General features: G+C 68.3%; 21 protein-coding genes and 1 tRNA gene. 12 read left to right on the top strand and 10 right to left on the bottom strand.

Features of this window, described 5'->3' with window-relative positions; all coding sequences use genetic code 11:
• Nucleotides 1-38: 38 nt before the first annotated feature.
• The 4 genes from C8P69_RS18130 to C8P69_RS18115 are packed head-to-tail and all read right to left on the bottom strand — an operon-like array spanning nt 39 to nt 3,555.
• Nucleotides 39-932 carry a metal ABC transporter permease gene (locus tag C8P69_RS18130; protein ID WP_108178861.1) on the bottom strand — a complete coding sequence of 298 codons (894 nt, stop codon included), beginning with the start codon at nt 930-932 and terminating at the stop codon, nt 39-41.
• Nucleotides 929-1,801 carry a metal ABC transporter permease gene (locus tag C8P69_RS18125; RefSeq protein ID WP_108178860.1) on the bottom strand — a complete coding sequence of 291 codons (873 nt, stop codon included), beginning with the start codon at nt 1,799-1,801 and terminating at the stop codon, nt 929-931. Before C8P69_RS18125 ends, C8P69_RS18130 begins: the two co-directional genes overlap by 4 nt.
• On the bottom strand, nt 1,798-2,556 hold the full coding sequence (locus C8P69_RS18120; RefSeq protein WP_108178859.1) for a metal ABC transporter ATP-binding protein: 759 nt from the start codon (nt 2,554-2,556) through the stop codon (nt 1,798-1,800). Before C8P69_RS18120 ends, C8P69_RS18125 begins: the two co-directional genes overlap by 4 nt.
• A gap of 21 nt (nt 2,557-2,577) precedes the next feature.
• Nucleotides 2,578-3,555 (bottom strand): metal ABC transporter solute-binding protein, Zn/Mn family, encoded by a 978-nt coding sequence (locus C8P69_RS18115; RefSeq protein ID WP_108178858.1) that lies wholly within the window; start codon nt 3,553-3,555, stop codon nt 2,578-2,580.
• Between the two features lie 220 nt (nt 3,556-3,775).
• Between C8P69_RS18115 and C8P69_RS18110 the strand changes: the two genes are divergently transcribed.
• Nucleotides 3,776-4,753, top strand: a complete 978-nt coding sequence (locus tag C8P69_RS18110; RefSeq protein WP_108178857.1) for an SPFH domain-containing protein — start codon at nt 3,776-3,778, stop codon at nt 4,751-4,753.
• Nucleotide 4,754: 1 nt separating this feature from the next.
• Nucleotides 4,755-5,204 carry an NfeD family protein gene (locus C8P69_RS18105; protein ID WP_108178856.1) on the top strand — a complete coding sequence of 150 codons (450 nt, stop codon included), beginning with the start codon at nt 4,755-4,757 and terminating at the stop codon, nt 5,202-5,204.
• A 20-nt stretch (nt 5,205-5,224) separates the two neighbouring features.
• On the opposite strand, the gene C8P69_RS18100 is transcribed toward C8P69_RS18105, so the two are convergent.
• Nucleotides 5,225-6,190 carry a 2-hydroxyacid dehydrogenase gene (locus tag C8P69_RS18100; RefSeq protein WP_108178855.1) on the bottom strand — a complete coding sequence of 322 codons (966 nt, stop codon included), beginning with the start codon at nt 6,188-6,190 and terminating at the stop codon, nt 5,225-5,227.
• A 233-nt stretch (nt 6,191-6,423) separates the two neighbouring features.
• On the opposite strand from C8P69_RS18100, the gene C8P69_RS18095 reads away from it, so the two are divergent.
• The 5 genes from C8P69_RS18095 to C8P69_RS18075 all read left to right on the top strand — a co-directional run bounded on the left by C8P69_RS18095 (nt 6,424) and on the right by C8P69_RS18075 (nt 11,911).
• A complete protein-coding gene (locus tag C8P69_RS18095; protein WP_108178854.1) occupies nt 6,424-7,488 on the top strand; it encodes an ABC transporter ATP-binding protein in 1,065 nt (354 codons plus the stop codon).
• 105 nt (nt 7,489-7,593) lie between these two features.
• Complete coding sequence (locus tag C8P69_RS18090) at nt 7,594-8,910, top strand: ABC transporter substrate-binding protein (protein ID WP_108178853.1); 1,317 nt, start codon at nt 7,594-7,596, stop codon at nt 8,908-8,910.
• 81 nt (nt 8,911-8,991) lie between these two features.
• On the top strand, nt 8,992-9,951 hold the full coding sequence (locus C8P69_RS18085; RefSeq protein ID WP_108178852.1) for a carbohydrate ABC transporter permease: 960 nt from the start codon (nt 8,992-8,994) through the stop codon (nt 9,949-9,951).
• 51 nt (nt 9,952-10,002) lie between these two features.
• Nucleotides 10,003-10,920, top strand: a complete 918-nt coding sequence (locus tag C8P69_RS18080) for a carbohydrate ABC transporter permease (RefSeq protein ID WP_108178851.1) — start codon at nt 10,003-10,005, stop codon at nt 10,918-10,920.
• A 106-nt stretch (nt 10,921-11,026) separates the two neighbouring features.
• Nucleotides 11,027-11,911, top strand: a complete 885-nt coding sequence (locus C8P69_RS18075; protein WP_108178850.1) for an NAD(P)-dependent oxidoreductase — start codon at nt 11,027-11,029, stop codon at nt 11,909-11,911.
• A 14-nt stretch (nt 11,912-11,925) separates the two neighbouring features.
• Here the strand turns inward: C8P69_RS18075 and C8P69_RS18070 are convergent, their stop codons facing one another.
• The 4 genes from C8P69_RS18070 to C8P69_RS18055 all read right to left on the bottom strand — a co-directional run bounded on the left by C8P69_RS18070 (nt 11,926) and on the right by C8P69_RS18055 (nt 15,895).
• Nucleotides 11,926-12,432, bottom strand: coding sequence for a MarR family winged helix-turn-helix transcriptional regulator (locus C8P69_RS18070; RefSeq protein WP_108178849.1), 507 nt, complete (start codon nt 12,430-12,432; stop codon nt 11,926-11,928).
• 103 nt (nt 12,433-12,535) lie between these two features.
• Nucleotides 12,536-13,117 (bottom strand): NAD(P)H-dependent oxidoreductase, encoded by a 582-nt coding sequence (locus C8P69_RS18065; RefSeq protein ID WP_108178848.1) that lies wholly within the window; start codon nt 13,115-13,117, stop codon nt 12,536-12,538.
• A 9-nt stretch (nt 13,118-13,126) separates the two neighbouring features.
• Complete coding sequence (locus tag C8P69_RS18060) at nt 13,127-14,557, bottom strand: FAD-binding oxidoreductase (protein ID WP_108178847.1); 1,431 nt, start codon at nt 14,555-14,557, stop codon at nt 13,127-13,129.
• A gap of 6 nt (nt 14,558-14,563) precedes the next feature.
• On the bottom strand, nt 14,564-15,895 hold the full coding sequence (locus C8P69_RS18055) for a cytosine deaminase (RefSeq protein WP_108178846.1): 1,332 nt from the start codon (nt 15,893-15,895) through the stop codon (nt 14,564-14,566).
• Nucleotides 15,896-16,087: 192 nt separating this feature from the next.
• Here C8P69_RS18055 and C8P69_RS18050 point away from each other — a divergent pair.
• The 3 genes from C8P69_RS18050 (at nt 16,088) to C8P69_RS18040 (ending at nt 17,070) form a co-directional block, all read left to right on the top strand.
• A tRNA-Gly gene (locus C8P69_RS18050) sits at nt 16,088-16,162 on the top strand.
• 41 nt (nt 16,163-16,203) lie between these two features.
• On the top strand, nt 16,204-16,401 hold the full coding sequence (locus C8P69_RS18045; RefSeq protein ID WP_108178845.1) for a hypothetical protein: 198 nt from the start codon (nt 16,204-16,206) through the stop codon (nt 16,399-16,401).
• Nucleotides 16,402-16,536: 135 nt separating this feature from the next.
• Nucleotides 16,537-17,070 (top strand): GNAT family N-acetyltransferase, encoded by a 534-nt coding sequence (locus tag C8P69_RS18040; RefSeq protein ID WP_108178844.1) that lies wholly within the window; start codon nt 16,537-16,539, stop codon nt 17,068-17,070.
• 2 nt (nt 17,071-17,072) lie between these two features.
• Here the strand turns inward: C8P69_RS18040 and C8P69_RS18035 are convergent, their stop codons facing one another.
• Nucleotides 17,073-17,525, bottom strand: a complete 453-nt coding sequence (locus tag C8P69_RS18035; protein WP_108178843.1) for a DUF3429 domain-containing protein — start codon at nt 17,523-17,525, stop codon at nt 17,073-17,075.
• 153 nt (nt 17,526-17,678) lie between these two features.
• Here C8P69_RS18035 and C8P69_RS18030 point away from each other — a divergent pair, with 153 nt between their 5' ends.
• Both C8P69_RS18030 and C8P69_RS18025 read left to right on the top strand, forming a co-directional pair.
• The gene (locus C8P69_RS18030; protein ID WP_108178842.1) at nt 17,679-19,085 is read left to right on the top strand and encodes an amidase; all 1,407 of its coding nucleotides are present in this window, start codon (nt 17,679-17,681) and stop codon (nt 19,083-19,085) included.
• 153 nt (nt 19,086-19,238) lie between these two features.
• Nucleotides 19,239-20,294, top strand: a complete 1,056-nt coding sequence (locus C8P69_RS18025) for an ABC transporter substrate-binding protein (RefSeq protein ID WP_108178841.1) — start codon at nt 19,239-19,241, stop codon at nt 20,292-20,294.
• Nucleotides 20,295-20,306: the final 12 nt, after the last annotated feature.

Raw genomic sequence — 20,306 nt, 5'->3', positions numbered from 1 at the left:
GCAGTTACGCCGCCGCGGGGCCGATGGATTTTGAAGTTTCAGGCACGGGCCCGGATGAGCGCCGTGCCGGCGAGGAGCAGGCCCGCCATGGCGCCGATCGTGCCGGCAGCGTTGAGGGCGAGAGCCGAGCCGACAGCGCGGGGCGCGAGAATGGCCGCGGCATAGCCGAACAGCACGGTGCCGAGCGCGATGGCGGCGGAGAGCGCCACCTGCGTCGACAGGCGCTGTGTCAGGAGCCGTGCGGTCGCCGCCGGGCAAACGATCATCGCGACCGCGAGAACGACGCCGACGGACTTGAAGGCGGCGGTGCAGGCGAGCGCCGTGGCGGTGAGGAGAGCGGCCTCCAGCAGGCCGACCGGCAGGCCGCTCGCGCGCGCGAAGACGGGATCGAAGGCGAGGAGGGCCAGTTCCTTGCGGAAGATCGCCAGGATGGCGACGACAAGCACCAGCACGAGCGCCAGTTCGAAGACCACCGGCGGCAGGGTCGCGACGGTCGCAAGCAGGCCACCATCGCCGCCCTCGGCCCCGACCCAGATCAGCCCTTCGAGATAGCCGGTGATGACGTGATGAACGTCAAAGCCGGTACGGGCGAGGCCCGACCATTCCAGCACCAGGACGCCGAAGGCGAAGAAGGTCGTAAAGACGACGCCGAGCGCGGTCCCCGGCTCGACCCGGCCGGCGCGCACGAGGAAGGCGACAAGGGCAGAAGCCGCAAAGGCGCTGGCGATGCCACCGATCAGCACGACGACGCTGCCGGCAACGCCCGCCAGCGCCACGGCGATGACCACACCGGGCACAATGGCATGGCTCAGCGCATCAGCCGCCATGGCGCGGCGGGTCAGCACCAGCAGGTTGCCAACCAGGGCGCAAGCCAGCGCCGACAGGCCGGCGGCAAGAAGCGGCACGAAATCGATGGTCCAGAACTCGCTCATGCCGCGCCCCCCGCGAGCAGACCGCGGGCGCGGCCAAAAAAGAGGCTGACGGTAAAGAACAGCGCCGCGACAAGGACGATGGCGGGACCGGTCGGCGTGTCGGTCAGGATGGCCGAGAGCGCCGCGCCGGCAAGCGCGGAGGCCGAGCCGATGGCGGCAGCGAGCACCACGACAACCCCGGCCCGGTCGCTCCAGAAGCGGGCGGCGGCCGGCGGGATGACGACGAGGGCGACGGCCAGGACGAAGCCGGCGATGGGCAGGGCCGCCACCACGACGCTGGCGCAGAGGAGCGCCACGAGCGCATCGAGCCGGGCGACGGGCAGACCGATGGTCGCGGCGAAATCCGGATCGAAGGCGACAGTGGAGAGCTCCTTGAGCACGAGCCCGATGACGGCGAGGACGAGGACGGCAAGGCCACCCATCAGCCAGGCTTCTCCGGGCAGCATGCCCGCCGCCGATCCGAAGAGAAGCTGCTCGAGGCCGGCCTGACTGCCGACGGAGAGCGTCTGAACCACCGACATGAGCGCCAGACCGAGGCCGAAACCACAGGCCAGCACAGCCGCCGTGGCGGTGTCGTGGCCGATGCGCGGGCGGCGTGCCAGCCACTCGATGGCGGCGAGGGAGAGGATGGCGGCAATCGCCGCGCCGCCCATGAGCCAGGCGGCCTCGCGCGGCGCGCGGCCGAGCAGGGCGGCGAGGAGAAAGGCTCCAGCAATGCCGGGCAAGGTGCCGTGGGCGACGGCATCGGAGACGAGCGCCTTGCGGCGGAGCATGGCGAAAGTGCCGGCGGCTCCCGCCGCGCAACCGAGCGCCGCGACGCCGACCATCACGACGACGGTGTTGAAGCCGAGGCCCGCCAGGAGATTCATGACCGGGCGGCCAGCGGCACGCCGTAGGCGCGCGCCAGGATCTCCGGGGTGAAAGCGCTCGCAACCGAACCGGCTGCGATGATCTTCCGGTTGAGCACGAGAACGTCGGAGAAGCGCTCCGCGACCGTGCCGAGGTCGTGGTGGACGCAGACGACGAGGCGGCCTTCGCGATCCAGCGCGTCGAAGACATCGAGGATGATGCTTTCGGACGCTGCGTCGACGCCGGCCAGCGGTTCGTCGAGGAAGAGGATGCGGGCGTCGCGAGCCAGGCCACGGGCGAGGAAGACGCGCTGCTGCTGGCCGCCCGACATCTGGCCGATCTGGCGGGAGGCGAGGTCGGCGAGGCCAACGCGGTCCAGCAGCGCCATGGCGCGGTCGCGGCGGGCGCGACCATAGCCGCGCAGCCAGCCAGCTTCGCGCACCATGCCCTGGAGAACGACATCGAGGGCGGTCGCTGGGAAATCCCAGTCCACCGAGGCGCGTTGCGGCACATAGGCCGTGGTTTCGCGCCGCTCCGCGACGGGGCGGCCGCCGATCGTGGCGCGGCCGGTGGAAGGGACGAGGCCCAGAATGGCCTTGAGCAGGGTCGACTTGCCGGCGCCGTTCGGCCCGACAATGGCGGTCAGGCCGCTCGCCGGTGCGGCCCAGGTGATGTCTTCCAGCGCCGGGACGCCGCGATAGGCGACGGACAGGCCCTCGACGGCGAGACGATCGTCGAGACCGGCGGCGGTGGCAGGAGGCGTGATGGCGAGCATGTCCAAGATCCCCCGAGCCTATCAGCCGGTGAGCCGGCCGGACATGCCCTTTTCGGGAGCGGTGCCGCCGAGCGCGCGGGCGATGGCGGTGACGTTGTGGTCGATCATGCCGAGATAGGTGCCCTCATAGGTGCCGGGCTTGCCCATGGCATCGGAGAACAGTTCGGCGCCGATGGTGACGCGGTGGCCGCGACGGGCCGCGCCCTCGATCACGGCGCGGATGTTGCGGTCGGAGACGGAGCTCTCGACAAAGACGGCGGGGATCCTGCGACTGACGATCAGGTCCACGGTCGCCTCGATGGCGCGCAGGCCCGCTTCGCTCTCGGTCGACAGTCCCTGGATGCCATGGACCTCGAGGCCATAGGCACGGGCGAGATAGCTGAACGCGTCATGGGCCGTGACCAGCATCCGCCGCTCCGGCGCGACCGACGCCAGGACCTGGCCGGCATAGGTGGCCAGCGCCTCGAGCTTCGCGACGGTCGGGGAAAGATCGGGCGTCACCTTGCGGCGCCCCTGGATATCGGCGGCGGCGAGGGCTTCGGAGACGGCGCGCACCACGGTGATCCAGAGCTTCGGGTCCATCCAGACATGCGGGTCGGGCTTGTCGGCGACCTCCTCGTCCTTCAGCAGCTGGTCCTTCGGGATGGACTCGGCGGCCATGACCGGGGCGCGGCGGCGGGCGATCTGGCGGAAGGTCTCGCGGAACTGCGCCTCCAGGCCGAGACCATGGGCGATCACCATGTCGGCCTGGGTCAGCTTGACGATGTCGGCGCGGGTCGGGCGGTAGAGATGCGGATCGACGCCCTCGCCCATCAGCGCCTCGACACGGACCTGGTCGCCGGCGAGCATCCGCACGGCATCGGCGAGCATCGCGGTGGTGGTGACGATGGACAGGCGCGTGGGCGCGGCCTGGGCCAGGGCGTCACGGGCGCTGATGCCGGGCGCCAGCGCCGCAAGGGCGGCGGAGGCGAAGAGGCTGCGACGGGTCAGGGACTGCATGGCATCACCTCGGCGGGGCGATCACGCACCGCTGTTGCAACTCATTTGCAAAGAGAGTGGGGCGGCGAGGGCCTTCTGTCAAGATTGCGAAGCATTCGCAAAAACACGGCGGTTCGAAACACCGCCGCGGCCGTGACGCAATCGCGAGGCAACATCCCGATGATGGAGTGCGAGGATCCCCCTGGCGCGCCAGCCTCTCTCCCTGACGGAGTCCCTCCTGATGTTCCCGTTCGTCGGCAGCGACATCGCCCTGATCGGCATCGTCGTCCTCGTCGTCCTGTTCCTCTTCGCCGGCATCAAGACGGTGCCGCAGGGCTACCAATGGACGGTCGAACGCTTCGGCCGCTACACGCGTACCCTGACCCCCGGCCTCCAACTCATCATCCCGTTCATCGACCGCATCGGCCAGAAGGTGAACGTGATGGAGCAGATGCTCGACGTGCAGAGCCAGGAGGTCATCACCAAGGACAATGCCAAGGTCACAGTGGACGGCATCATGTTCTTCCAGGTGCTCGACCCCGCCCGCGCCTCCTACGAGGTGACGCGGCTCGACGCCTCGCTGATGAACCTCGCCATGACGAATATCCGCACGGTGATGGGCTCGATGGACCTCGACGCCCTCTTGTCGAACCGCGACGCCATCAACGAGAGCCTCTTGCGGGTGGTGGACCAGGCCGCCTCGCCCTGGGGCGTGAAGGTCACCCGCATCGAGATCAAGGACATTGCCCCGCCGAACGACCTGGTCGCCGCCATGGGCCGGCAGATGAAGGCCGAGCGCGAGAAGCGCGCGGTGATCCTCGAGGCCGAGGGCCAGCGGCAGTCGGAGATCCTGCGTGCCGAGGGCGAGAAGCAGTCGCAGATCCTCGAGGCCGAAGGCCGGCGCGAAGCGGCCTTCCGCGACGCCGAGGCGCGCGAGCGCCTGGCGCAGGCCGAGGCCAAGGCAACGGAGATGCTGTCGGCGGCGATTGCCGGCGGCAACGCGCTGTCGGTGAACTACTTCATCGCAGAGAAATATCTGAAGGCGCTGGAATCGCTTGCCACCTCGCCCAACCAGAAGACGCTGATCCTGCCTGCCGAGACGACGCAGATCCTCGGCTCGCTGGCCGGCATCGGCGAGATCGCCAAGGCGGCCTTCGGCCCGGACGCCGTGGCCCGTCCGCCCGCCCGCGGCGGTTCAGTTCCGAGCACGGGGGGCTGAGATGATCGTCGCGACCCTCGCCTCCTGGGGCGCCTGGAGCTGGATCGTCGCCGCCGCCGTGCTCATGGCGGCGGAAATCCTCGTTCCGGGCTACGTGCTCATCTGGCTGGGCGGCGCCGCGGCGCTGACCGGCCTGCTGTTCCTCGTGGTTCCGGCGCCATGGCAGGTGCAGTTCGCCGTCTTCGCCGTGCTGGCGCTCTTCAGCCTCTATGGCTGGTTCAAGGTCGCGCGGGCGAGCAGCGAAGCGCCCAGCGACCGGCCGGACCTCAACCGCCGGTCGGAGGCTCTCGTCGGGCGTGAATTCGTGCTGGAGGAGCCGATCCAAGCTGGCCGCGGCCGCATCCGGCTCGCCGATTCCGTCTGGGTGGTGACCGGCCCGGATCTTGCGGCCGGACGCCGTGTCCGGGTGGCCGCGCTCGATGGCGCAACGCTGGTGGTCGAGGCGGCCTGAACCGCCTCGGACCCTGCGCATCAGGCCTGCGGCGGCCAGGGCGTCTCGGCGACGGGGGTCAGCGGCCCCTTGCCGTCGGCAAAGGCGACGAGATTGTCGACGACCAGTTGCGCCATGGCGTTGCGGGTGTGGACCGAGGCCGAGCCGACATGGGGGAAGAGCACCACGTGGTCCATGCCGATGAGCTCGGCCGGCACGCGCGGCTCGTCCTCGAAGACGTCGAGGCCTGCGGAGAGAATGGTCTTGGCCTTGAGCGCCTCGATCAGCGCCGGCTCGTCCACGACGGAGCCGCGGCCGACATTGATCAGGATGCCGTCGGGACCGAGCGCCTTGAGCACCTCGGCATTGACGATGCGATGGGTCGACGCACCGCCAGGCGCGACGATGAGCAGGACATTGACGTCCTTGGCCATGTCGACCAGCGAGGGATAGTAGCGATAGGCCACGTCCTTCTGCTCGGTGCGGCCATGGTAGACGACCGGCACGCCGAAGGCCTCGAGCCGCTTGGCGATGGCCTTGCCGATGCGGCCGAGGCCGAGGATGCCGACCTTGCGGTCGCGCAGCGTTCCGGTCAGCGGATAGGGCTTCTCGAGCCACTTGCCGGCGCGCAGATAACGGTCGGTCTGCGGGAACTGGCGCACCGTGCAGAGCAGCAGGCCGAGGGCGGTGTCGGCCACCTCCTCGTTGAGGACATCGGGCGTGTTGGTGACGACGATGCCATTCTTGCCAGCCCAGGCGGCGTCCACGTGGTCGTAGCCAACGCCGAAGGACGAGACGATCTTGAGGCCGGGGAAGCGGCCCATGAGGGCGGGGTCGCAGGGCACGTGGCTGCCGGAGGCGATGGCGGAGACGCTGGGGGCGAGCTGGCGCAGCATCGCCTCCTTGTCCTCGGCCAGCCACAGCTTGTGGACCGTGAAGCGCTGAGCCAGCTGGTCCTGGATCATCTGCATCATCGGACCGGTCATCAGCAGATCGGGCTTCGTCATCGTCGTCTCCTCGGGGGCGGCGCCGGTGAGACTGGCAATCACACGCCAGTTTTCAACCGATTGAATTTCAACCGTCCGCCCCTGTGATGTCACTTGATTTCGGTTTTTTCGACATGCCACACTGACTGCGAGAAACAGCCAGATGCCGCGCCGGCCCCACGGGACCGGATCGCAGAGCCCGGGTCAAGGGCCAGCGGCGCGAGGCAGGGGCCACGGCCCGGGGAGGAATGTGTATGGCATCCGTCGAGATCCGCGACGTGCGCAAGTCATTCGGCGCGACGGCGATCATCCATGGGGTGACGGTTCCCATCGCCGACGGTGAATTCGTGGTGCTGGTCGGCCCGTCCGGCTGCGGCAAGTCGACGCTTCTGCGCATGATCGCAGGCCTCGAGAATATCACGGGCGGCGAAATCGCCATCGGCAACCGCGTGGTGAACAATGTCCCGCCGAAGGAGCGGGACATCGCCATGGTGTTCCAGAACTACGCGCTCTATCCGCACATGACGGTGGCGGCGAATATGGGCTTCTCCCTGAAGCTCCGGAACGCGCCACAGGCCGAGATCGACGCCAAGGTGCAGCGTGCGGCCGAGATCCTCAACCTCACGGCCCTGCTCGACCGCTTCCCCCGTCAGCTCTCCGGCGGCCAGCGCCAGCGCGTCGCCATGGGCCGCGCCATCGTCCGCGACCCGCAGGTCTTCCTCTTCGACGAGCCGTTGTCGAACCTCGACGCCAAGCTGCGCGTCGCCATGCGCACGGAAATCAAGGAGCTGCATCAGCGGCTGAAGACGACGACCGTCTACGTGACGCACGACCAGATCGAGGCCATGACCATGGCCGACAAGATCGTGGTGATGCATGACGGCATCGTCGAGCAGATGGGCGCGCCGCTCGACCTCTATGACAATCCCGCCAACATGTTCGTGGCCGGCTTCATCGGCTCGCCGGCCATGAATTTCCTGCGCGGCACCATCGACGGCCAGAGCTTCGTGCTCGAAGGCGGCGCACGCCTGCCGCTCGGCAAGGCGCCGGCCGCCTCCTCCGGCCAGGCGGCGGTCTATGGCATCCGCCCCGAGCACTTCCTCATCGACAATGAAGCCGGTGCAGAGGCCGAGGTCGTGGTGGTGGAGCCAACGGGTTCGGAGATCCAGGTGGTCGCCAAGCTGAACGGCCAGGAGGTGATCGCGGTGTTCCGCGAGCGGCATGACTTCAAGCCCGGCGACCGCATCCGCCTCGGCACCGATCGCCGCGTGACGCATCTGTTCGACGCCCAGAGCGGCAAGACACTGCCGCGCCACTGAGCGCCGTCCCAGCATGACCAACAGCGGGGTGAACCCGCATCACAACAAGCCGGCAAAGCCCACGCACAAGAGGGGCTCCGGAATCCTGATCGGGAGGATCAATCCATGACTGTGTTCAATCGTCGTACGCTGATGAAGGGCGCGGCCGCAGCCGGCGTCCTCGGTGGCTCCGGCCTGACCGACTGGGCGAAGGCCTGGGCGCAGGCCTCGCCCTTCCGCCCCGAGCAGGGCGCGACCCTCAACCTGTTGCGCTGGCGCCGCTTCGTCGAGGCGGAAGACGCCCAGTTCAACCGCATGGTCGCGGCCTTCACCCAGGCGACGGGCGTCCGCGTCAACGTCTCCTCGGAGAGCTTCGACGACGTGCAGCCGAAGGCCTCCGTGGCCGCCAATACCGGCACCGGCCCGGACCTCATCTGGTCGCTCTATTCGGTGCCGCATCTCTTCCCGCAGAGGTGCATCGACGTCTCCGACGTCGCCGACTATCTCGGCAAGAAGTATGGCGGCTGGGTGCCGTTGGCCGAAGCCTATGGCAAGGCCGGTGGCAAGTGGATCTCGATCCCGGTCGCGGTCAATGGCGGCTACATCAACTACCGCATCTCGCAGGTGAAGGCCGCGGGCTTCAATGAGGTCCCGCAGGACACCAAGGGCTTCCTCGAGCTCTGCAAGGCGCTGAAGGCCAAGGGCACACCCTCGGGCTTCCCGCTCGGCCGTGCCACCGGCGACGGCAATGCCTTCGCCCACTGGCTGCTGTGGTCGCATGGCGCGGCTCAGGTGGACGAGCAGGAGCGCATCACCATCAACTCGGCCGAGACCCGCGCGGCGCTGCGTTACGCCAAGGAGCTGTGGGACACCTTCATCCCCGGCACGGCGGCGTGGAACGACTCCAACAACAACCGCGCCTTCCTCTCCGGCGAAATCTCGCTCACCGCGAACGGCATCTCCATCTACGCCGCCGCCAAGGCGTCGCAGGACCCCAAGCAGCGTGAGATCGCTGCGGACATGGACCATGCCTTCTGGCCGATCGGCCCGATCGGCAAGCCGGCGGAGATCCAGCTGGCCTTCCCGATGTTCGGCATGACCTATTCGCGCTTCCCGAACGCCTGCAAGGCCTTCATGGCCTTCATCCTCGAGGCGGAGAACTTCAATCCGTGGCTCGAGGCGGCACAGGGCTATCTGACGCACGTCCTCAATGCCTACGACTCGAACCCCGTCTGGACCGCGGACCCGAAGAACCGGGTGTTCCGCGAGTCCGCGAAGCGCTCCTTCCCGGCCGGCTACAAGGGCCCGATCAACGAGAAGGCGGCGACAGCCATCGCCGACTTCATCGTCGTCGACCTCTTCGCCAATTTCTGCACCGGCAAGGAGGATCTGGAAGGGTCGATCCGCGTCGCCGAGCGGCAGCTGCGCCGCATCTATCGCTGACGCCAACCGGCGGCTCTGCCGCCGGCTCCCTTCCGCCGGGGCCCCTCACGGGCTCCGGCGGCCCAGCTTCCGGAGTTCCCCATGGCCGATGCCGCCATTGCCCGCACCAACGCCGCCCCTGGCGAGCCTTCGACGTGGGAACGGCTCAAGGTGAACCGCAACTGGCTCGGCCTGTGGTTCATGCTGCCGGCCATGGCCTTCCTCGTGCTCTTCCTCGTCTATCCGCTGGGCAAGGGCCTGTGGATGAGCTTCACCGATGCGCGCATCGGCCGCGAGGGGCGCTTTGTCGGGCTTGAGAACTTCGAATGGCTGATCGAGGACCGCGACTTCGTCCGCGCCCTGATCTTCACCATCGTCTTCACCTTCGTCGCCTCCGTGGTGAAGTTTGCCATCGGGCTCTATCTCGCCCTGCTGCTCAACAACAACCTGCCGTTCAAGGCCTTCATCCGCTCGGTGGTGCTGATCCCCTTCATCGTGCCGACCGTGCTTTCGGCGGTCGCCTTCTGGTGGATCTTCGACACCCAGTTCTCGGTCATCACCTGGGGTCTGGTGAAGATGGGGCTGCTCGATCGCGGCTCGCCGATCAACTGGATGGGCGACCCCTTCATGGCGCAATGCGTCGTCATCTTCGCCAATATCTGGCGTGGCATTCCCTTCATCGCCATCACGCTGCTCGCCGGCCTGCAGACCGTGTCGCCCTCGCTCTACGAGGCCGCGACGCTCGACGGCGCCACCAAGTGGCAGAACTTCCGCTATGTGACCTATCCGCTGCTCACCCCGATCATCGCGGTGGTCATGACCTTCTCGGTGCTCTTCACCTTCACCGACTTCCAGCTGATCTGGGCCATGACACGCGGCGGACCGGTCAACGCCACGCACCTGATGGCGACGCTGTCCTACCAGCGCGGCATCCTCGGCGGGAACCTCGGCGAGGGCGCGGCCATCGCCATCTCCATGGTGCCGTTCCTGCTCGCCGCCATCCTGTTCTCGTGGTTCGGCCTGCAGCGCCGCAAGTGGCAGCAGGGAGAGAACAATGACTGATCACCGCCCTTCGACCGCCCCGACACACACCCCCGCCGCCGGAGCCGCGTCATGACCGCCACGACCTCCGCCCCGAAGGCCATGCCGGCCCCGTCCGTCGCCAAGGACGACCATTCCGAGGGCATGAGCTACCTCGAAAGCCTGCCGCGCAAGACGGTGACGGTCTACATCCCGCTCATCATCATCATGGTGGTGCTGCTGTTCCCGTTCTACTGGATGTTCATCACCGCCATCAAACCGGACCAGGACCTGCTCGACCTGCACGGCGGCAACCCCCTCTGGGTGGCCGAGCCGACGTTCCGGCACTTCTACAAGCTGCTGTTCGAGTCGAACTATCCGACCTGGCTGTGGAACACGATGCTGGTGGCGGTCTGCGCCACCTTCCTCTCGATCGTCGCCTCGGTGCTGGCCGCCTATGCGATCACCCGCATCCGCTACAAGGGGGCGCAGACGGTCGGCGGCCTGATCTTCCTCGCCTATCTCGTGCCGCCGTCGATCCTCTTCATCCCGCTGTCGACCATCATCCACGTCTACGGCCTGTTCGACACGCCCTTCGCGCTGATCCTGACCTATCCGACCATCCTCATCCCGTTCTGCACCTGGCTGCTGATGGGCTATTTCAAGACCATTCCCTATGAGCTGGAGGAGTGCGCCCTGATCGACGGCGCCAGCCGCTGGCAGATCATGGTCAAGATCATCATCCCGCTGGCGGTCCCGGGCTTGATCTCGGCCTTCATCTTCGCCTTCACGCTGTGCTGGAACGAGTTCATCTACGCGCTGACCTTCATCTCCTCGAACCCCAACAAGACGGTGCCGACCGCCATCGTCTCGGAGTTCGTGGACGGCGACGTGTTCCGCTGGGGCTCGCTGATGGCCGGCGCGCTGGTCGGCTCGCTGCCCCTCGTCATCCTCTACGCCTTCTTCGTCGAGCACTACGTCTCGGCCATGACCGGCGCCGTGAAGGAGTGATCCCGGCGCGGGCGGCAGCCTTGCCGGAAACGGACTGGATGTCCGGCGCCACGCCGGGCATCAGGCGGGAGTGATCCTCACCGCCACGCCACAGGACCCTCGCCCCATGACCACGATCTGTTTCGCCGGCCTCGGCGCCATGGGCCGCCCGATGGCGGCGAACCTCGTCAAGGCCGGCCATACCGTCCGCGGCACCGACGTGAACCCGGCGGCGCTGGACTGGCTGAAGCAGCATGGCGGCACGCCCTTCGCGTCCGCCAGGGAGGCCGCCGGCGGCGCCGAGATGCTGGTGCTGATGGTCGTCAATGCCGACCAGGCGGAAGCCGTGCTCTTCGAGGCTGGTGCGCTCGACGCCCTGTCTCCCAACGCCATTGTCGTACTCTGCGCCACCTGCGCCCCCGCTCGCGCCGCCGCGATCGGGGCAAAGGTGGAGGCCACCCAGCGCCGCTTCATCGACGCGCCGGTCTCCGGCGGCGTGGTGGGGGCGGAGGCCGGCACGCTGACCATCATGGCCTCCGGGCCGAAGGCCGTGCTGGACGCCGCCGAGCCTGTCCTGAAGGTCATGGGCTCGCGGCTCTTCCGGGTGGGCGAGAAGGCCGGTGACGGCGCCATGGTGAAAACCATCAACCAGCTGCTCTGCGGCGTGCACATCGCCGCGGCAGCCGAAGCCCTGGCGCTCGGCGAGCGCGCCGGGCTCGACACCAAGGTGCTGCTGGACATCTACGGCTCCAGCGCGGCGGGCAGCTGGATGCTCAACAATCGTGGGCCGCGAATGCTGATGGAGGACCCGCCGGTGACCTCCGCGGTCGACATCTTCGTCAAGGACCTCGGCATCGTGCTGGATGCCGGCCACCAGACGAAGGCGCCGCTCTTCCTCGCCGCGGCGGCGCACCAGCTGTTCCTCGCCGCCTCGGGCATGGGCCTTGGCAAGGCGGACGACGCGCTGGTGATCGAGGCCTATCGCGCCATGGCGCCCAAGAAGGAGGGATAGCCCGGGGGCTGATCTCAGACCTCCTCTGCCTCGTCCTCCTCGTCGGCCGCGTCCTCGGTATGGGGCCGCAGCGTCTTCTCGACACGGCGCAGCAGCTTGCGGAGACGGCGCGCCTCCTTGGCGTCCATGTCCGCCAGCATCTCGTCCTCGGCGGCGAACCAGAGGTCGTCGATGGCGGCGGCCTTGTCCCTGCCAGCCTCGGTCAGTCCGACCTGGACGAGCCGGCCATCGGCACCGCCGGCGGTGCGGCGCTCGACGAGCCCCTGTGCCGCGAGGCGGCCGATGGTCTTGGAGGCGGTGGGCGGGCGCACCTTCAGTGCCGCAGCGAGTTCACCCATCATCATGTCGCCGCTGTCGGCGAGGATCTTCAGCACCTGCTCCTGGCCGGGATAGAGGCCGAGGATGGTGAGCTTGCGGGCCACCAGCGCCCGGTGGAGGCGGGCGGCGTGCTGGAGATGCGCGCCGATCGTCTTGCGGTAGGGCTCGTGCCCGCCCTTGGGATCATCCTTCTGCCGGCTCATCGCGTCCCCCTCCCAGGACGACACGTCCCGGCCGGCCGCCGTTGCGCAGCCGGCGCATCATTTGCGGATATTGATGACAAGACCGTGACGGCCCCGAGCCGGCTCACCACCGTGAGAAACAATCGTAAACCCGTGTCCTGAAGGTTGCCCGTGATCCATCGGTTGAGCGGTTCATGTCGTAATGGGCGAGGTAATCGACGGGCGCCTTGAAACCGGTGACCGCCCGCAGCACGCGCGTGCAGAAACGGCGCGGCGGATCGCCCATGAGGAAGGCCCGCCAGCGGGTCGCGCCGTAACTGGTGACCACGCCGACGCGCCGGATGTTGGTGAGAATGCCGCGGGTGCGGCCATCGACCAGGCCGAAGGAGACCCCGGGGAGAAACACCCGGTCCAGATAGCCCTTGAGCAGGGCCGGGAAGCCGAAGTTCCAGACAGGGAAGACCAGCACCAGCGCCTCGGCCTCACGCAGCCGGCGAACGTCGTCCGCGACCGGCTCGGTGTTGTGCGCGAGGTCGTGGTAGCCGAGGCGCTCCTGCCGGCTCAGCACCGGCTGGAAATCTTCCGCGTAGAGATCGCAGTCATCGACCTCGTGGCCGGCCGCGCGCAGGCTGGCGACGACGGTCTCGTGCAGCGCTGCGCCGTAGCTCGCCGGACTGGGGTGGCAATAGAGGACGAGGATGCGCATCGGCCCGCGTCACTCGCCCGCAGCCGCCAGTCCCTTGAACAGGAAGGTGCCACCCGCCTTGTAGTCGTAGTTCGGGTCCTCCCAGGCGATCATCTTGCCGGGATTGAGCAGGCCCTGCGGGTCGGCCTCCTTCTTGAAGGCGAGTTGCACCTCGTCGGTCTGCTTCATGCCGCCTTCCTCCAGCGTGTAGCGATGGGGATTGAAGATCGGCGCACCCATGTCCTCGTGGATCCTCATGATTTCCTCCAGCCGCTCCTCCGTGGTGAAACGGATCATGGGCAGGCCGAAGCAGGTCACCTTGCCGTCGAAGCGGACGAATTCGAGGTGGCTGATGAGTTCGTCGCCAAAGCGTTCCTCCAGCTTGGCCGAGAGTTCCACCTGGTTGGGGAACGGGTAGAGCACCTGCAGATAGGTGATCGCCGGATCGACGCGCAAAGCCCGCAGCGTCGTGTGGTTCCAGGTCAGTTCGAAACCCGGGGGCAGCTTGCGGCGCTCGTCATCGGCGAGCGCGTCGGAGCGCAGGAGGAGCTCCGCCTTGTCCTTGGTGGCGAGGTTCAGCGCCGCATCGACAGCGAAATCGGCGATGACGGCGATGACCACATGCTTGCCCGCCGGCATGTAATCCTGATGGCGCAGGAAATAGGTCTGCGGCGCGGGAGCGGCGACCACCGCGATGTTCTTCTTGGCGATGCCGTCCGCCTCGCCGAGGAGGTTGGCGAAGGCAGCGGCGCGCTCGAAGGTGTCGAAGCCAAAGAAGAGGTCCACCCAGGGATAGGCAGGCCCCAGCGGCATCTCCACCTCGGTGATGACACCATTGGTGCCATAGGCATGGGCCACCTTGGCAAGGTCGTCGCCCGTCAGGTCCAGCACGCGCGGGCTCGCCTCCATGGTGACGACCTTGAGCCGGATCACATTGCCGGCGTCGCGCAATCCGCCCCAGGTGATGGAGCCGACGCCGCCCGAGCCACCGGCGATGAAGCCGCCCACCGACGCGGTCGCGTAGGTGGAGGGATGCATGCGGATTTCCTGCGCCTGCGGCCGGGCCACCTTGTCGATATCCGCGATGATGGCGCCGGCCTCGGCGACGAAACGGCCGGGCTGGATGGTCAGCACCTTGTTCAGGCCGGAGAGGTCGAGAACGATGCCCCCCGACAGCGGCATGGCCTGACCGTAATTGCCGGTGCCGGTGCCGCGCGGCGTCACGGGGATGCCGAGTTCGTGGGCGGCCGCCAGGACGCGCACCACCTCCTGCTCGCTCACCGGCGAGACGATGATGTCGCCGGTGACGTGATCGAGCTGGCGCTTCAGCGTCGGCGAATACCAGTAGAAGTCGCGGCTCTTCTGGCGAACGAGGTTGGCGTTGTCCTCGGTCTTGATGCCGGCGAGCTTCGCCTTGAGGCCGTCGATGTCGTAGCGCGGGCGGGCGGCGGCGTCGGTCATGAGAGATCAGCTCCAGAGCCTGTCGAGGTCGCGGTAGTCGGGCAATGTCGTATCGATGGCGCGGCCGTTCCGGATCACCGTGCGGTCCGATTGCGGTCGCGACAGCAGTTCCGTCCAGCTGCGGCCGCGGAAGACGACGAGATCGGCCGGGCTGCCCGGACCGATGCGGCCGCGGCCGGCGAAGCCGCAGACCTCGGCAGGCGTCGCCGTGGCGGCGCGCGGCCAGTCGCCGACGGGATGGTCGAAATGCAGGATGCGCGTCGCCTCGCGATAGGTCTCGAGCATGTCGAGGTCACCATAGGCGTAGAAGGGGTCGCGGGTATTGTCGCTCGCCACCATGACGGGGATGCCGAGGGCGCGCATCTCGTGCAGGAGGGTGACGCCGCGGCGACGCGGGGTGCGGCCGGCGACGCGGTCCTGGAGGTACATGTTGCACATGGGCAGCGACACCACGGCGAGGCCCGCCTCGGCCACGCGGTCGAGGGTGCGGCGTACCTCGTCGTCGTCCTGCGCCGAGAGCGAGCAGCAATGGCCGACGACAATGCGGCCGAGGCCGGCCTCGCTCCAGCGGTGGCGGATGGCGGCTTCGGCGATGAGGCGCAGCGAATGGGCGCCCGGATCCATGGTCTCATCGACATGGAAGTCGAGCGGCAGGCCGGCCTCGCGCGCGGCCCGGAAGATCGCCTCGAGACCGGGCGCGAGATTCGGCGACATGTAGGTGACGCAGCCGAGGCCGCCGCCATGGCGCTTCAGGGCCGCCACCATCTGGTCGAGGTAGCCGGCCTCGACCGCGACATCGATGCCGCAGAGCGAGGAGGCCTGCAGGTCGATGCGGCCGCGCCATTCCTCGCGCAGCTCCGCGAAGACCGGCCAGGAAATGTCGATCTGGGCGGGGATGGAATCGATATGGGTGCGGATCGCCGCCGTGCCGTGGGCATAGGCTGCCTTCAGCGCGAAACTCATGCGGGCGCGCACGTCCTCCGCCGTCCAATGGGCGGCGCGGTCAGCGCCGACCGCCGCCAGCGCGCCGGGAAAGGTACCGTCCGGGTTGGAGGCGCGGGGCCAGATATGGCCCTTGTCGAGATGGGTGTGGGCGTCGACGAAACAGGGGAAGACCATGGCGCCATCCAGCACGACCGGGATGACGCCCGGCTCGGCCGCCACGGTGCCGGCCGCATCGACCGCCGCCACGACGCCATCGACCACCAGCACGTCGGCACGCACGAGGTCATCCCGCTGCGGCAACGTCGCCGGCCCGTCGACCAGCGCTGCCGGCAGCGTCGCGCCCTGCAACCTGAACCGCCGCGCCTCGGGCAGCGCGAGAAAGCCGGACCCCATCGTGACCTCCTGCGGCCCGATCAGCGGGCCCGCAACGGGATTACCGAGACGGCCCGTCCCCGTCAAAGCGGCAGTGGCGCGGCCTGTTCCGGACGCCGATCAAAAAAGTCGGCAAAGGCCATTGCAATCATCAGCGTGGTTTGGCATAGAGCGGCCCTCCCCTGGCGCCCAGGCGCTGGTGGGTACCCGGATGCGGGAGTAGCTCAGGGGTAGAGCACAACCTTGCCAAGGTTGGGGTCGAGGGTTCGAATCCCTTCTCCCGCTCCAATTTTCTGCAAGACAGCGTCGTTTGTGGCGAGGAGTGTCGCATGACCTTCGGTTCGGTGAAATCGATCATGCGCGCCGTGGATGCCGACTTCGTCCGTGTCGATGGCGCCTCCGAGACCGCGCGCTTCTTCGTCCCCCAGGGCGAGCGCCGCATCGAGGTTTCCACCCGCGGCGTCACCGTGACGCGCCGCATCGCCAAGCCCCGCTCGCGCATCCGCCGCTTCGTGCGCGTGAGCTGAGGCGGGCGGCCGCGGCCGCCCCTCCCGTTCCCGACAATCCGCGTTTGCCAGCGAATGGCTGCTGCCATGCGGCCGCGCTTGCGCGTGTCGGCTGTGTGATGTGACAACCGCGCATCCACGCTTCACAGGCCCGCCGTGTCCACTGCTTCCGTCCTGATCCGCCCGGCCAGCGCCGGCGACATTCCCGCCATCACCGCGATCTATGCGCCCAATGTCGCCAACGGCGTGGCGTCGTTCGAATATGACCCGCCGGACGAGGCGGAGATGGCGAGGCGCCAGGCGGCCATCCTCGCCGGCGGCTATCCCTATCTCGTCGCCACCATCGACGGGGTTGTCGTCGCCTACGCCTATGCCAGCGCCTATCGGACACGGCCGGGTTACCGGTTCACGGTGGAGAACTCGGTCTATGTCTCGCCGGTCGCTCAGGGGAAAGGCGTCGGCAAGGCGCTGGTGAACCGCCTCGTCGACGACTGCGCCGCGCTCGGCTACCGGCAGATGATCGCCGTCATCGGCAATCTCGGCAATCACGGCTCGATCGCCCTGCACAGGGCCTGCGGTTTCACGGTGGCCGGCGTGCTGCCCTCCATCGGCTGGAAGCATGGCCGCTGGATCGACAGCGTGCTGATGCAGCGCGCGCTTGGCGACGGCGACGGTTCACCCGCCGCCTGAGCTCAGACCAGCGCCGCCACTGCCAGGGTCGCGGAAACGGCGCCGGAGAGGCCAAGCCGCAGGCGGCCGTACCATTCGGGCGCGACGGTGCGGCAGGCGAGGCCGTAATCGTAGAGGCCGAGCAGCACGAAGGCGCCGGTCAGCAACCACAGGGCCGCGCCCGGCGCGAAGATGAGCGCAGCCCAGCCGACGAGTGGCGGGACGACCGAGAGCACAAAATCGCGCAGGGCGATGGGCTGGTCGGCATAGTTCATGGCGATTCCCCAGCGAATGCCGCCGAGGAAGGAGAGGATGGCCAGGGCATAGAGGACGAGGGCCTGGCGGATGGCACCGGGACCACCGAGAACCGGCAGACTCGCGCCGAAGGCAAGGGCACCGGCCAGAACGACGAAAGGCACGAGCCCGGCGAGCCCCAGCCAGAGCGTCACCGGCGGCATGGTGTCCGGTCGTTCCATCAGTCATCCCCCTTGGGCGCGTGACGCGCGCGAATCCAGAGCAGACTATACGCGCCTCTTCGCCGTTCGGCTCACCGGGGGAGCGGCGAGATGGCGTGATGCCGGCGGCGCGGGTCTTGCTATGCTGGGTGCCCCACCAGCCGAGACCTCCCCATGCGCGCAGCCCGCCCCCTGATCGGCAGCCTCGACCACTGGCCCGACCTGTCGACCCTCGCTGCCGCGGTGCGGGGCGGTCGTTCCTCGGCGAAGACCGAGACGGCAAAGGCGCTCGACGCCATCGCACGGCTCAACCCGACGCTCAACGCCATGACCAGCGTCGACCCGTCCGATGCACTCGCCCGCGCCGCGGCGGTGGACCGCCGCATCGCCGATGGCGAGATCATGCCGCTGGCGGGCGTACCGGTGGCGATCAAGGACAATATCTGGGTCAAGGGGCGAAGGATCACCCAGGGTTCGAAACTGTTCCGCGACTTCGTGGCGCCGGAAGACGCCGTCGCGGTGCGCCGGCTCGAACAGGCGGGTGCCGTCATCGTCGGCATTGCCGCGACGTCCGAATTCGCTGCCAAGGGCCAGACCACGACTCCGCTCCACGGCGCCACGCGCAACCCCTGGAACCCCGCACTGACCCCCGGCGGCTCCTCCGGCGGCCCGGTTGCGGCCGTTGCGAGCGGCATGGTGCCGCTGGCGCTGGGCACCGATGCCGGTGGCTCCAGCCGGCGTCCACCAGCCCATACGGGGCTTGTCGGATTCAAGCCCTCCTTCGGCGCGATACCCTACGGACCCGGTTTCGAGGAACCCTTCTTCGGCATTTCCTGCCATTGCCCCATCGCCCGGACCGTATCCGACGCGGCGCTTGCCTTCGCCGTGCTGGCGGGGCCCGATCCGCTCGACCCCCATGCCGTGCCGGTGGACACCCGCGAGGACGCGCCGACGCGGCTGACCATCGCCGTCTCGCCGCGCTGGGGCCTCGATGTGCCGGTGGAGCCGGCCGTCGCCCACCGGATGGAGGAGGTCGTCCAGCGCCTGCGCAAGGCCGGGCTGACCATCGTCGAGCGCGACCCCGAATGGCCGCAGGGGGCCGCCGAGAGCGGGCTCGGCGCCATCCAGCAGGCCGGGCTTGCGGCCCTGCATGGCGCGGCCTGGAAGGCACATCCGGAGCTCATCGACCCTGACCTCGGCGCACAGATCGAGGCTGGCCTCGCGCTCCCGGCGACCGCCGTCGCCGGGGCGCTGCTGTTGTCGGAACAGGTGGCGGCGGCCGCGGCGCGCTTCTTCGCCGGCGGCATCGATGCGGCGATCGGGCCAACGACGCCCTGCGCGGCCTGGCCTGTCGAAAAGCTCGGCCCGGACACCATCGCCGGGGTACCCGTCGGTCCTCGCGGCCATGCGGTCTTCACGCCGCTGTTCAACCACGCGCGGCAGCCCGCCATCTCGGTGCCCTGCGGGGTCGACCCCGCGGGCCTGCCGCTCGGCCTGCAAATCGTCATGCCCCGCGGACAGGACCGCCGCCTCCTGGCGCTGGCCACTGAGGTTGAAGCCATCCTGGCCTCGCCCGGCTAGATGATTATTGCATACAAAATGAAGTCTTTGCCCATTATTTAGGCACTCTCACCGCACGGCGGCATTCCGTGGCAAGCCGACGCTGCGGCATGGGTCTTGCTGACCTCGCGCCGACAGCCGGGTGCGCTTCCCGGCCAACGCGAGGACCTGCGCATGACCCGCTTCACCAAGGACGGCATCGACCGCCGCATTCTCCTTGCCGGCCTTGGGGCCGGCGCCATCGGTACGCTCTCGGCTCCCTCGGTCCTGCGGGCGCAGACGCGTGAGATCGTTGTGGGCGGCGCGGCGAGCCACAAGCCCTGGGTCGATGCCCACGTCGCCCCGATCTTCGAGCGCAAGTACAACGCCAAGCTCACCTTCGAGGGCACCCGTTCGCTGGTGAACCTCGAGAAGATGCAGAAGAACAAGGACCGGCCCTATCTGTCGGTCGTGCAGATGGACGATCCGGTGATGATCCTCGCGGTGCGAGAGCAGCTGCTCGAGCCGATCACCGCGGCGAAGGCGCCCAACGTCGCCAAGCTGAAGCCGGGCACGATCCACATGGAGGGCCAGTGGGCGAACTACCTGCAGCCCTGGCAGGGCATCGCCTACAACACCAACGTGCTGAAGGAGCCGCCGGCCTCCTGGAACGATGCCTATGACCCGAAGTTCAAGGGCCGCATCATCATCCCCTCGCTGCAGAACACGGAGGGCTTGCCCAACCTGTTCATGGCCTCGCACCTCGCCACCGGCAAGCCGATGGCCGAGGCGGCCCGCGACACCGAGAACGGCTTCAAGAAGCTCGTCTCGCTGAAGCCCAACCTGCTCACCGTCTACAACCAGATGCCGCAGGCTTTCAGCCTTCTGGAGCAGGGCGAGGCGCACATGATCGTCGGCGCGCTCTCCTCCTTCGCCTTGCAGCGCCGGCTCGACGGCGCGCCCATCGGCCTCGCCGCCCCGAAGGAAGGCATCTTCCCGGTGCCGTCGGGCATCGCCGTGGTGAAGGGCGGCCCGAACCAGGACCTCGCCTTCGCCTATGTGAACGAGCTGCTCGGCGCCGAGATCCAGGCCAAGATCGCCCCGCCGACCTTCGCGCTGCCGACCAATGTCGACGTGCCGCCCCCGCCCGGCATGCCCACGGGCGTCGCCATCCACACGATCGACTGGGGTTTCGTCGCCGACAACCGCAACGACTGGGTGCGGCGCTGGGACCGCGAGATGTCGATGTGAGCATGACGGGGG

This window comes from Phreatobacter oligotrophus, from assembly GCF_003046185.1.
In the GTDB taxonomy this organism is placed as follows: Bacteria; Pseudomonadota; Alphaproteobacteria; order Rhizobiales; family Phreatobacteraceae; genus Phreatobacter; species Phreatobacter oligotrophus.
This window is presented reverse-complemented; position numbering and strand designations above follow the sequence as displayed.